We start from the raw sequence: 12,761 nt of genomic DNA, 5'->3' as shown, positions 1-12,761 counted from the left end.
TGATAGCTGATAGCTGATAGCTGATAAATTACGTTATGTTAAATCATCTAAAATAAATTAAAGTGGGCGTAATCATACGAACTAGCCCACTTTTAGAAGGGTTTTGAGGTCTTAATTTAGCTCAGAATCTACCCAGAATTTAGTGCCTTTTAGTACGGCTTGTAATGCAAGGCCATTTTCGGTTAATGAATAAACAGTTACTTGATCTGCAATGGCTTCGGCAACAAGTGCACCGCCTTTATCTTGGTATTTTGCCGCTGCATCGGCATTGCCACCGAAGGCCCAACCATTTTCAATAAAACGATTTAACGCAGCTTGATTATGAAAAACCATTACAACATTAAAGTCTTTAACACCTAAACCAAGTCCTAAACCAGCTTCACCCATATTCATATAAGTGGATTTACCCGTCAAATTATTTTTAACCACACCATAGCCGCCACCAAAGCTGGCTAAAACAACATTGACATTAGCATTATCAAATACTGCATAACCAGCGGCATTTTTAATTTGCTCTTTAACATCTGGTTTTTCTTTGTATAATTTACTTAGTGTATCTGCTCGCATATTTTGCACTAGATTACGCTTTTCAGTTGGAGAAGCACTACCTGTTGTAGCACAACCAGACAGGACTAATGTTAGTGCAACTAAACTTAAAACTATTAACTTTTTCATATGCCTTCCTTAAACCAGCAACATTGCTTTGATATTATCTGATCAGCTTAACAATATAATCATTCACTAAGTCCAATACTAGACAGTATCGGACTTTAAAGTTAAACTGTAACTACTTTATTTTATTAGAAATAACTATATTATGCTTGTTGCTTTGGTCGATACATTAAAACAATTACGGTATCAAATTGCCCATCTTGAAGATGATACAATGCAATCAGAATACCCAGAACTTGCCACCTTTATACAGCAAGTTGGCTTGACTGTCGCTGAATCTAAGCAAGAATTAGTATTTTTGTATCAATTTTTATATGTTTATGGTCGAAAATCAGAAGCGACATATAATCGTTTTCGGAACGAACTCGAACGCTTTTACCTATGGTCTTGGTTAGTCGCAGAAAAATCAGTATTTGAATTAAAACGTGAAGACATAGAAGCCTATGTCGATTTTATGGTCGAACCCGATAAAAGCTGGGCGATGACTTCAGTGCAATGGCGCTATAAAGATGAGCAAGGGATCCGTAGATTAAACGAAAATTGGCGCCCTTTTATGCTCAAAGAATCTATTGCTAGCCAACAAACATTAGCGGCCATGTTTACTGCTTTAAATGTATTTTACAAGTTTGCTATTTTAGAAGAAAAAACCTTTGCTAACTTTGTACCGGTTGTAAAAAAGAATAGCCCTTATTTAGTTGTGCAATCACAAATAAAAATTCCTGATACCTTGAGTGATATTCAATGGGAATATGTATTTGGTGTCACACGTGATAAGTGTGAGCAACAACCTGATCTTGAAAGAAATTTATTTACCTTAGCGTGTTTAAAAGGTCTTTATTTACGGATCTCTGAACTATCAGAGCGACCACAATGGTCGCCTGTTATGTCTCATTTTTGGCAAGATAATGATGGCTTTTGGTTTTTAAGAATTATGGGCAAAGGAAATAAATTACGCGATGTCACACTCAGTGAAGATTTTGTAACTTATTTAAAACGTTATAGGTTGTACCGAGGTTTACCAGCCCTGCCCCGCGTTGATGAATCTGATCCATTGGTGCATAAAATTCGTGGTCAAGGCGGAATGACCGTTCGACAAATTCGTCGCTTAGTTCAACAAAGTTTTGATTTAGCCAAACAATCTTTACTTGATGATGGCTTTACTGATGATGCCGAGCAACTAGAATCGGCAACAGCGCATTGGCTCAGACATACTGGTGCTACGCATGATGCACAAACTCGCCCTTTAAAACATTTATCAGAAGATTTAGGACATGCAAAAATTGCCACCACCGATCAAATATATATTCAGACAAATATCAAAGAACGAGCAAAATCTGGACTTAAAAGGAAAATCTAAATGGAATATGTTGTATTAGCTGCAGTGGGTTTAGCCTTTTTAATTTATTCATTATCTATGCATCAATTAGAGCGAGCTGAAATTACCGGACCTATGTTTTTTGTTATTATCGGTGCGTTGATCGGGTTTATGCTACCAAGTAAAACGGCATATTTAACCAGAGACTTAGATCACTTATTACCTTTAATAGAATTAACACTGAGCATATTTTTATTTACTGATGCCGCAAAAACCAAACTGATGGTTTTAAAACACAGTTTTCAATACCCTAGCCTATTACTTTTTATTGCTTTACCACTTACCTTGTTTGCTGGAATTATTATTGCGAGTTTAATGTTTACCCAGCTGACACTTATTCAAGCTGCACTAGTTGCAATAATATTAACGCCGACAGATGCAGCGCTTAGTAAAGGATTATTAAATAGCAGCGCGGTGCCTGAAAAAATTCGTGAAGGGATCAATACTGAAAGTGGTTTAAACGATGGTTTATGTGTGCCAATATTTTTAGTCTTGATGTTGTTAGCAAAAGAGCCTGCATCTACATTTTCGGTTTTTGATACGGTCATTGTTTTTGCGCGTGAATTAGGTGTGGCTATTCTGGTTGCAGTTGCTGCAATGGGATTGATCATTCCCGCGATTAAATTTGCCATGCAACGTCATTATTTTTCAAATAATAGTAGCCCATTTTTAGTGGTTGGTATGGCAATGGCCATTTTTTCAATCGCACAAAGTTTGCATAGCAGTGGTTTTATTGCGGTGTTTGTTGCTGGATTAATTTTTGATAGATTTACCGATCAGGCTTTACGCTTAAAACTCGTTGAAGATAGTGAACACATCGCGGACTTTACTGGTTTGTTGATCTGGTGTTTATTTGGTTTTGTATGCAGCTATTTAGTTTTGCCAGAATTATCATGGCCACTTACTGTATTTGCACTACTGAGTACAACGCTTATTCGAATTATCCCTGTGATGTTGTCATTACAATTTACTAAATTAAAAATGAAAGAACGTTTTACTTTTGCTTGGTTTGGCCCGAGAGGCTTAGCATCTATTGTATTTACTTTAATGGTGATCGATAGCGGCATCGAAAATAAATACCTTATAGCTACGATTGCTATGACAACTATTTTATTTAGTGTTTTTATTCATGGTATGAGCACCAAGCCTATTGCTGATAGTTATTTAAAATAAAAAAACGATATAAAAAATGCCGCATTCTTTTTTAAAAGCGTGCGGCATTTTTATATTAAATGTTATTGCTTAGCTTATCTGCTAGTAGTTCTATTGGGTGTTTTGGTTTGAATTTTTCATAGCGTTTAACTTGGCTACGACAAGAAAAACCGGTTGCTAATAATTGCTCAGGTTTATTTTTCTCTACAACACCTTGCCAACTCATTTCATATAATGCTCGAGAGTTTTTCTGGTTTTGCGCTTCATGTCCATATGTACCTGCCATACCGCAACACCCTGTTGCTGTTGTATTAAGTTTTAGGCCTAAGTCAGTAAAAATTGTTTGCCATACATTCGCCGCTTTTGGTAAAGCGGTTGTTTCAGTACAATGACTTAATAACGTAAATGTTATATTGCTATCAACTTTGTTAGCTAATGATTTAAAAGATTGTGTTGCTAACCATTCATGAGCAAGTAGCACTTCAAATTCACCACGTTCATCACCTAAAATAGAATTATATTCATCCCGATAACACATTACTAATGATGCATCTAAACCTACAAGTGGTGCATTTATTTCAGATAATGAATTTAAAAATGTTGCTGCATTTTTTGCTGTGATCTTAAATTCATTTAAAAAACCTTTAACGTGTTGCGGTTTTCCATTTGGCTTAAACGGTAACAGTATTGGCTTCTTACCTAGTGCGGAAATTATTTTTATAAAACTTTCTACCAGCTCAGCTTCATAAAAACTGGTAAACGGATCTTGCACAATTAGTACATACTCACTTTGTTGCTCGGGAGATAAGCCTGAAAGTTGTGCAAAATTAAATTCGTGTGTTTTATTAATCCGTTTTGTTAAACGTGGTGAACTAAGCACGGGTGTATCAACATAGCCAACAGATTTTTTTATTAATGAGCTGACTAATTTAGTTTTTACAATTGGGTTTATTACATTTGAAAATTTGGCCATTAATGGTGCACTGGCTTCAATATTACCGACTAGATAATCTTTAAGTGGGCGCGCGTAGTAACTGTGATAATAATTTAAAAAACGTGATCTAAAAGTCGGTACATCAACTTTTATTGGGCACGCTGTGGTACATGCTTTACACGCTAAACACTCATCCATTGAGGCTTTAACTTCATGAGAAAAATCATATACGCCTTTCTTTTTATCGCGGCTATGTTGAAAACGTTCCCACCAGGTGATCACTTCACCTTTGTTAAGTTCTTTTTCAACCTCAATTAAATCAATCTCTTTTGCTTCTTGTAATCGTAACCATTCGCGCATTAAACTTGCGCGACCTTTAGGTGAATTACGACGATCACCGGTTACTTTATATGATGGGCACATAGGAGAGTTTTCATCATAGTTAAAGCAAATACCATTACCATTGCATGTCATTGCATTATTAAAACTAGTTTTAACATCAACCGAAATTTGTCTGTCGAACCACGCACGCTTTTGACCGTCAACACTGACTAGTGAGTCCTTACTTTCAATCGGAGTACATATTTTTCCGGGATTAATCCTATTGTTAGGATCAAAAGCTGATTTTATAAGTCGTAATTGCTTAAATAAATGCTCACCAAAAAACTCAGGGCCATATTCACTTCTATACCCTTTGCCGTGCTCGCCCCACATTAAACCACCGTATTTAGCTGTGAGTTTAACAACTTCATCAGAGATCACTCGCAGTAATTTTTCTTGTTCGGGATCACACATATCAAGTGCCGGTCTAACATGTAATACACCGGCATCAACATGACCAAACATACCGTATTGTAAATTATGGCTATCGAGCAAAGCTCTAAATTCAACAATATAATCTGCAAGATTCTCAGGTGGTACGGCGGTGTCTTCAGCAAACGCCAAAGGTTTTTGTGCGCCTTTAACATTACCTAACAAGCCAACTGATTTCTTACGCATGGCATAAATTTTTAAAATATCAGCCTTACTGCTGGTAAGTTGATAACCAATTACGCCATTTTTTTGTTGTGCAACGCAATCATCGAGTAATGCACAAAGCGACTCAACTTTGTCTTTTATGTCATCAGGCGATACAGCATTAAACTCAACCATGTTAAGCCCTTGCATATCTTTATTTGGCACATCGGTTATTAAGTCCGATACTGAATGCCAAATTATATCTTCACGTGCAAGATTTAAAACTTTGCTGTCAACGGTTTCAACTGAGGTAGCACGAGCATCGACCAAAAACGGTGAATGCCGCAGTGCCGAATCAAAGCTATCATACTTGATGTTGATTAAGGTTTTGAATTCAGCAATAGGTGTGATGTTTAATTTAGCCTCAGTAACAATACCAAGCGAACCTTCTGAGCCAGTTATTAGCCTACTCATATCAAAGGTTTGTAAGTCATCACTTAGCACATGTTCTAAGTCATATCCGGTTAAAAAGCGATTTAAACGTGGAAACTTGGCTAAAATTGCATCACGCTCAGACAAACAAATATCAAGCACTGTTGCGTACAGTTTACCGATTGTAGTGTTTTGTTCAGCAATTAGTTTGGCTTTATCAATGTCTATTGGTGTCGTTGACATTTGTGTGCCATCGACTAAATAAGTGGTAAGTCCTAAAACATGATCGCTAGTTTTACCATACACCAGTGAGCCTTGTCCTGATGCATCGGTATTAACCATTCCGCCGATTGTTGCGCGATTACTCGTTGATAAATCAGGTGCAAAGAAAAATCCATAAGGGCGTAAAAAATCATTTAGTTGATCTTTAATCACGCCCGTTTGCACTCTAACCCAACCTTCTTCAGGATTAATTTCGAGGATTTCTCGCATATAACGTGATAAATCGACTACGATCCCGGGAGTTAATGATTGACCGTTGGTGCCTGTACCACCGCCGCGAGGTCCAAAAGTCAGCGATAGATAAGGGTCTTGTGCAGCAGTTTGCAGGGCAATTTGAATATCTTTTTCAGTTTTAGGAAAAATAACACTTTGCGGTAACTGCTGGTAAATACTGTTATCAGTTGATGCAGTTATACGAGTGGCATAACTTGCATCAGTGTCGCCAGTAAACCCTTGTTTAATTATAGTTTTTAAGTAACTTGCGACTAAATCGGTCGCGGCATCTTGTTGGCTAATAGTTGCTATCATGACGGTAGTAAATTAAGGCATTTGTTCGATTATATCATGCTAAAGAGCAATAGAAATTGAAGATTTTACAGTTTGTAACACTCTTTTTATCGTAAAAAGACTGTGATTACTTATACTCATAGTAGATGCTTAATTGCGAGGGAATTGAAATGAAAAAATGTGTATTAGTTTTAGTCGGCAGTTTATTTATGTTGCTGGGATTATTTTTTGCTATTGTACCAGGCCCTTCTTTGATCTTTTTTATTGCAGGGCTTATGTGTTTCTCTTTTTATTACCCTAAAGCACGCCATTATTTAGCAATTTGCCAAAAAGCGCTGACAAAATCTTGCGCGTTCTTAGATAAGAAGTTAGCCCGATAAAAGTTATAAATAGGCTATAACATATTGAGTAAACAAAAATGCCAACAATAACGCTGGCATTTTTTATACTTTAACGATTATTTTGCTAATTTTTTAGCAAGGTATAACCAAGTTTCAAGTACTGTATCTGGGTTTAGTGAAACAGAATCAATGCCCTGCTCTACTAACCACGCAGCAAAGTCTTCATGATCTGATGGACCTTGACCACAAATACCAACATACTTTCCTTTTGCTTTGGCAGTTTGAATTGCCATAGAAAGTAGTTTTTTGATTGCAGGGTTACGCTCATCAAATAAATGGGCAATTAATCCTGAGTCACGGTCTAAACCAAGTGTAAGTTGCGTTAAATCGTTTGAACCGATTGAAAAGCCATCAAAATGTTCTAAAAATTCATCAGCAAGTAATGCATTTGATGGAAGTTCACACATCATGATTATTTTTAAGCCATTTTCGCCACGTTTAAGGCCATGCTCTTCAAGTAATTCAATAACACGTTTACCTTCTTCAAGGGTACGTACGAATGGGATCATGATTTCAATGTTGGCCATATCCATGTCGTTACGAACACGTTTGATTGCTTCACACTCTAGTGCGAAACAGTCACGGAAATCTTCCGAAATATAACGTGCTGCGCCACGGAAACCAATCATTGGGTTTTCTTCTTCAGGCTCGTATTGTTGTCCGCCAACTAAGTTGGCATATTCATTTGATTTAAAATCAGACATACGAACAATTACACGCTCTGGTGCAAATGCACAGCCTAAGGTCGAAATACCTTCAACTAATTTAGCAATATAGAATTCAACCGGTGATTCGTAACCGGCAATCATCTGTGTGATTTCAGCTTTTAACTCATCTGTTTGAGCATCAAAATTTAGCAATGCTTTAGGATGCACACCAATCATACGGTTGATAATAAATTCAACGCGAGCAAGACCAACACCTGAGTGTGGTAAGCGTGCAAAATCAAATGCACGATCTGGGTTACCAACGTTCATCATGATTTTCATTGGTAGTTCAGGCATTTTATCGACACGTGAAGTGAGGATTTCAAAATCTAAAATACCTTCATAAATAAAGCCAGTGTCGCCTTCAGCACATGATACGGTTACTTCTTGGCCTGCTTTAATCAGGTCAGTTGCATTACCACAGCCTACAACTGCTGGAATACCTAACTCACGGGCAATAATTGCCGCGTGACATGTACGACCACCACGATTAGTTACAATCGCTGCAGCACGTTTCATGATAGGTTCCCAATCTGGATCAGTCATGTCGGTTACTAAAATGTCACCTTGTTGAACTTGATCCATTTCTTTAATCGAATCAAGTACACGAACAACACCTGAGCCAATTTTATGACCGATGGCACGTCCTTCAACGACAACAGCACTGCTGCCATTTAGTTGAAAACGCTCCATAACATTCGTATCTTCGTTTGAACGAACTGTTTCAGGGCGAGCTTGTACAATGTATAGCTTGCCGTCATTACCGTCTTTTGCCCACTCGATATCCATCGCGCGGCCATAATGTTTTTCGATGATCACAGCTTGCTTTGCAAGCTCTTGAACTTCGGCATCGGTAATTGAGAATTTATTTGAAAGGGCTGCATCTACATCTACGATTTCTACTTGTTTACCATGCGCTTGATCGGCAGAGTAAATCATTTGAATCGCTTTTGAGCCAATATTACGGCGCACTACAGATGGCTTACCTTTAGCAAGTGTTGGTTTATGAACATAAAATTCATCAGGGTTTACTGCGCCCTGTACAACCATTTCACCTAGACCATAACTTGAGGTGATAAACACGACATCTTCGAAACCTGATTCAGTATCAATACTGAACATAACGCCAGACGATGACTTATCAGAACGTACCATGCGTTGAATACCCGCAGATAATGCTACGCCGCGATGATCATAACCCTGGTGAACACGGTATGAAATGGCACGGTCATTGAAAAGCGATGCGAACACATGCTTGATGGCGACCATTACTGAGTCGATACCACGTACATTTAGGAAGGTTTCTTGCTGACCTGCGAATGATGCATCAGGCATATCTTCAGCTGTTGCTGATGAACGTACTGCGAATGAAACATCGTCTGCTGCATTGCCGTGGAGTTGGCTGTATGCGTCGCGAATGGCTTGGTCTAAATTAGGTTGGAATGGGGTGTCGATAATCCACTGACGAATATCAGCGCCGACTTTTGCTAGTGTATTTACATCTTCCACGTCCAGTGTGTCTAAAATGTCGTGGATCTTTGCATTTAGTCCTGATTGCTCAAGAAACTCATTAAATGCGTCTGCGGTAGTAGCAAAACCACCTGGGACTTGTACACCAGCGTTTGCTAGGTTAGAAATCATTTCGCCGAGTGAGGCATTTTTGCCGCCAACACGAGGAACATCTTGCATACCAAGCTCTTGATACCAGAGAACGTATTCTTGCACGGATCTTTCTCCAAAAAAACAAATTGTAGTAATAACTGTGAGAGTTAAGAAAGAAAACCTTCTAAAAAGGTCACCTTCATTCTACACTGGCAATAGACCTTACGTAAACCGTAGGGTGGCTATTTTAACTATTAAACGTAATAAAAAGGTTAATATGAGAACTGCATTTTATATTTCTGACGGTACTGCTATTACTTCTGAAGTATTTGGCCACGCCACTTTGTCATTATTTCCCGTTGAATTTAATCATAAAACTATCCCTTTTGTTGAAACTGAAAAAAAAGCGAACGAAATAAAAGCATTGATCAATGCAACGGCACAACGCGAAGGCGAAAAACCTTTGGTTTTTTTTACTTTTGTTAATCACAATTTAAGTGAAATTATTCGCTCATCGAACGCCGTTACTTATGATTTCTTAACTACATTTAGTGAGAAAATTGAGCAAGAACTGAAAGTAGCGCCGGTGCCTAAAATTCATCGTACTCACTCAATGCATGAAAAAAGTTATGACTTTAGAATTGATGCCGTGAACTATGCGCTTACGAATGATGACGGCGCTAATATAAGTAACTATGCTGAAGCCGATATAATTTTGGTCGGCGTAAGCCGAAGTGGTAAAACGCCAACTAGTTTATATTTAGCGCTACAGTATGGTATTAAAGCAGCTAACTACCCTATCACTGAAGAAGATTTAGATTCGGGTAACTTACCACAGTGCTTAGTAGCCTATAAGCATAAGCTGTTTGGTTTAACGATTGATCCAGTCAGGTTGGCTGATATTCGCCAACGCCGTATGGCTAATTCAAAATACGCTTCACTTAAGCAATGTCGAATCGAAGTACGCGAAGTTGAAATGCTGTATAAAAAATATAAGCTGGCGTATTTAAATTCGACCCATCATTCTGTAGAAGAAATTTCCGCTAAGATCATTTCTGATACTAACCTTGAGCGACGTAAGTACTAACTTCAATATTTTTAATTTTAGTTACACTAGGTATAAAAATAATATCGGACATTAAAAAAGCCGCATCTGCGGCTTTTGATTTTTTGGACTAACTCTACTTACGTGCGTCTTTTAATAAATCTGCAACTAAGAAGCCAAGTTCTAATACCTGATCAGCATTTAAACGTGGGTCACACTGTGTGCGATAACGCTGTGCTAGATCGTCATCAGATAATCCGTAAGCACCACCAGTACACTCTGTAACATGTTGGCCAGTCATTTCTAAATGAACACCACCTGCATACGAGCCCTCAGCTTTATGAACTGCGAAGAACTGGCTGATCTCACGCAAAATATTGTCAAAGCTTCGGGTTTTATACCCTGATGTCGCTTTTTCAGTATTCCCGTGCATTGGATCAGAACTCCAAATTACTTTACGGCCTTCTTGTTGAACGCGACGTACTAAGGCCGGCAACTTTTCAGGAAGTACATCAGCACCCATACGTGTAATTAATGTTAAGCGCCCTGGGATGTTATCTGGATTAAGCGCATCAATTAAACGAATTAAGTCGTCAGGATCCATTCCTGGGCCAACTTTTACCCCAATTGGATTTTTAATACCTTTAAAGAATTCGATATGTGCATGATCAAGTTGGCGAGTACGTTCACCAATCCAAACAAAATGTGCTGAGCAGTCATACCAATCGCCAGATAGATGATCACGGCGAGTAAGCGCTTCTTCATACCCCAGTAATAACGCTTCATGAGAGGTGTATAAATCAGTCTCTTTAAGGCTTGGTGCAATTGTTGAGTTAATACCGCACACTTCCATAAACTCAAGCGCATCTTGAATCTTATCCGCAAGTTGTTGGTATTTTTCTTTAAGTGGGTTTGCTGCAACAAAACCCATGTTCCAGCGATTTACCTGATGTAAATCTGCAAGTCCACCTTGTGCAAATGCGCGTAATAAATTTAATGTTGCTGCACTGTGATGATAAGCCGTCATTAAGCGTTGTGGATCGGGAATACGCGCTTGTTCAGTAAACTCAAAATTATTTACGATATCACCACGGTATGAAGGTAAAGATACCCCATCAATGGTTTCTAAATCTGCTGAGCGTGGTTTAGCATATTGCCCTGCCATGCGCGCAATCTTAACTACAGGGCATTTACCGCCATAAGTTAGTACGACTGCCATCTGTAATATTGTTTTAAATGTGTCACGAATATTAGCGGCATTAAAGTCACTAAATGATTCAGCACAATCACCACCTTGAAGTAAGAAGGCACGGCCTTCACAAACGTCTTCTAGTTGTTTAAATAAACTACGGGTCTCTTCTGCGAAGACCAGTGGCGGTGCACTCTTTAATTGGCCTTCAACAGTTTTCAGCGCTTCTTGATCTGGATACTGTGGCTGCTGAAGTATTGGGAGCTCTCTCCAGCTATTTGGGTTCCACGACTGCATATTAATTTCCTCATTCCTACATTTACCTGATAGATGAAAATTAACGTATGCAGTGCCCCTGTTCAAGGACTATATTCGCTAATTATCAATTATTTAGTTATGAGATAAATATTATTGATGATTTGCACTGTTCTGCCACCTTTTTATTTTTTAAAATATGCACAGGGTATTGTTTAACTTATTAATATAAAACATAAAATTAAATAATACAGCGAGACCTTAGTAAATAAACTAAGTGCCTACTCTACAACTGAAAATAAGAACACATCATACTTAAATTGCAATGCTATGTAACCTTAACTTTACAGATGAAAATAGATTATTTTTTATATCAAATGGCTGAAGTTTAAAATATGTGCTAGGGGTGCTGAGTAATAAAGAGGTATACCTAAATTAAATGAAATTCAGTTCGTCTGATGTTGCTTGTAACTACCTTGTTTGATTCATGTTGGCACGTATCTCAAATTACTGATAGTTGTCAATTCAAGCCTGAATGACACTGCAATTAAATTAAGGCAATAGTATGTAATTGTAAAATTCGAGCGCTGGTTTGACTCCAACTCCTATACATCTTATTGGCCTATTTCTCAGCGTTCATACAACATTTTTATAATGCCTGGCTTAAACTAGATAGGTTCAGCAGCTTGTTATCACTGTAGTTCAGCTCTTTAACTATATCGACGATTACTTAAGCTTCATGGTTATAAAGTCTGTAAGCGCAGTTTTTTTTTGTGCTCACAGCCATAAACTTACTCACTGCAACTGCACGACTGATAATTTGTAAGCTGTTTCAAATTAGATAATCCCCTGAAGCAAAATTGAAATAGTGTGCCTATGAGTAATTTATAGAATTGGTCACATCAATAAGCTCCCGTAAATTGTTGCATTGATATACCAGTATCCATTGGCAACTGAAAACTACAATAGAGTTAGTCCTCACCCTTTAATTACACAACTTATACTTGAGGTAAATACCTCTATCGCATCGGAGATTATACAATTGCAGCAACATGATGTACTTAATCATCAGCTCAAAGGCAATAATTAAACATACTTATTTAGAGATGATCGAACTTTTAAGTTACTTGAATTCAAGTATTAAGTGCAATCATTATGCAGCAACCAGAACTTCTGATTGCCCCGTAAATAGTTCATGAGGGGTTTTATACCCTCTTGTTTTTCTTGGCCGATGATTGAGCTTATCAACTG

Annotated in this window: 8 protein-coding genes; 4 read left to right on the top strand and 4 right to left on the bottom strand. The window is 37.9% G+C overall.

Annotated elements, in window-relative coordinates; translation table 11 throughout:
- Positions 1-111 precede the first annotated feature (111 nt).
- Positions 112-675, bottom strand: a complete 564-nt coding sequence (locus tag H5201_RS21090; protein WP_145239042.1) for a YSC84-related protein — start codon at positions 673-675, stop codon at positions 112-114.
- 142 nt (positions 676-817) lie between these two features.
- Between H5201_RS21090 and H5201_RS21085 the strand changes: the two genes are divergently transcribed.
- Positions 818-2,029 carry a tyrosine-type recombinase/integrase gene (locus H5201_RS21085; RefSeq protein WP_149980295.1) on the top strand — a complete coding sequence of 404 codons (1,212 nt, stop codon included), beginning with the start codon at positions 818-820 and terminating at the stop codon, positions 2,027-2,029.
- Positions 2,030-3,220, top strand: coding sequence for a sodium:proton antiporter (locus H5201_RS21080; RefSeq protein ID WP_182717278.1), 1,191 nt, complete (start codon positions 2,030-2,032; stop codon positions 3,218-3,220).
- 55 nt (positions 3,221-3,275) lie between these two features.
- Here H5201_RS21080 and H5201_RS21075 read toward each other — a convergent pair whose 3' ends face one another.
- Positions 3,276-6,332 (bottom strand): FAD-binding and (Fe-S)-binding domain-containing protein, encoded by a 3,057-nt coding sequence (locus H5201_RS21075; RefSeq protein WP_182717279.1) that lies wholly within the window; start codon positions 6,330-6,332, stop codon positions 3,276-3,278.
- 149 nt (positions 6,333-6,481) lie between these two features.
- Here H5201_RS21075 and H5201_RS21070 point away from each other — a divergent pair, with 149 nt between their 5' ends.
- The gene (locus tag H5201_RS21070; protein WP_145239030.1) at positions 6,482-6,691 is read left to right on the top strand and encodes a PGPGW domain-containing protein; all 210 of its coding nucleotides are present in this window, start codon (positions 6,482-6,484) and stop codon (positions 6,689-6,691) included.
- Between the two features lie 77 nt (positions 6,692-6,768).
- Here the strand turns inward: H5201_RS21070 and ppsA are convergent, their stop codons facing one another.
- A complete protein-coding gene (gene ppsA / locus H5201_RS21065) occupies positions 6,769-9,144 on the bottom strand; it encodes a phosphoenolpyruvate synthase (protein WP_182785326.1) in 2,376 nt (791 codons plus the stop codon).
- A gap of 154 nt (positions 9,145-9,298) precedes the next feature.
- On the opposite strand from ppsA, the gene H5201_RS21060 reads away from it, so the two are divergent.
- Positions 9,299-10,108: a pyruvate, water dikinase regulatory protein gene (locus tag H5201_RS21060; protein ID WP_182717280.1), complete on the top strand. Its 810-nt coding sequence runs from the start codon at positions 9,299-9,301 to the stop codon at positions 10,106-10,108.
- Between the two features lie 94 nt (positions 10,109-10,202).
- On the opposite strand, the gene H5201_RS21055 is transcribed toward H5201_RS21060, so the two are convergent.
- Positions 10,203-11,552 carry a class II 3-deoxy-7-phosphoheptulonate synthase gene (locus H5201_RS21055; protein WP_145239021.1) on the bottom strand — a complete coding sequence of 450 codons (1,350 nt, stop codon included), beginning with the start codon at positions 11,550-11,552 and terminating at the stop codon, positions 10,203-10,205.
- Positions 11,553-12,761 lie beyond the last annotated feature (1,209 nt).

The organism is Pseudoalteromonas sp. SG43-6 (genome assembly GCF_014164365.1).
Taxonomy (GTDB): Bacteria; Pseudomonadota; Gammaproteobacteria; order Enterobacterales; family Alteromonadaceae; genus Pseudoalteromonas; species Pseudoalteromonas rhizosphaerae.
The sequence above is the reverse complement of the archived record's forward strand: the minus strand, read 5'-3'. Positions and strand labels throughout refer to the sequence as shown.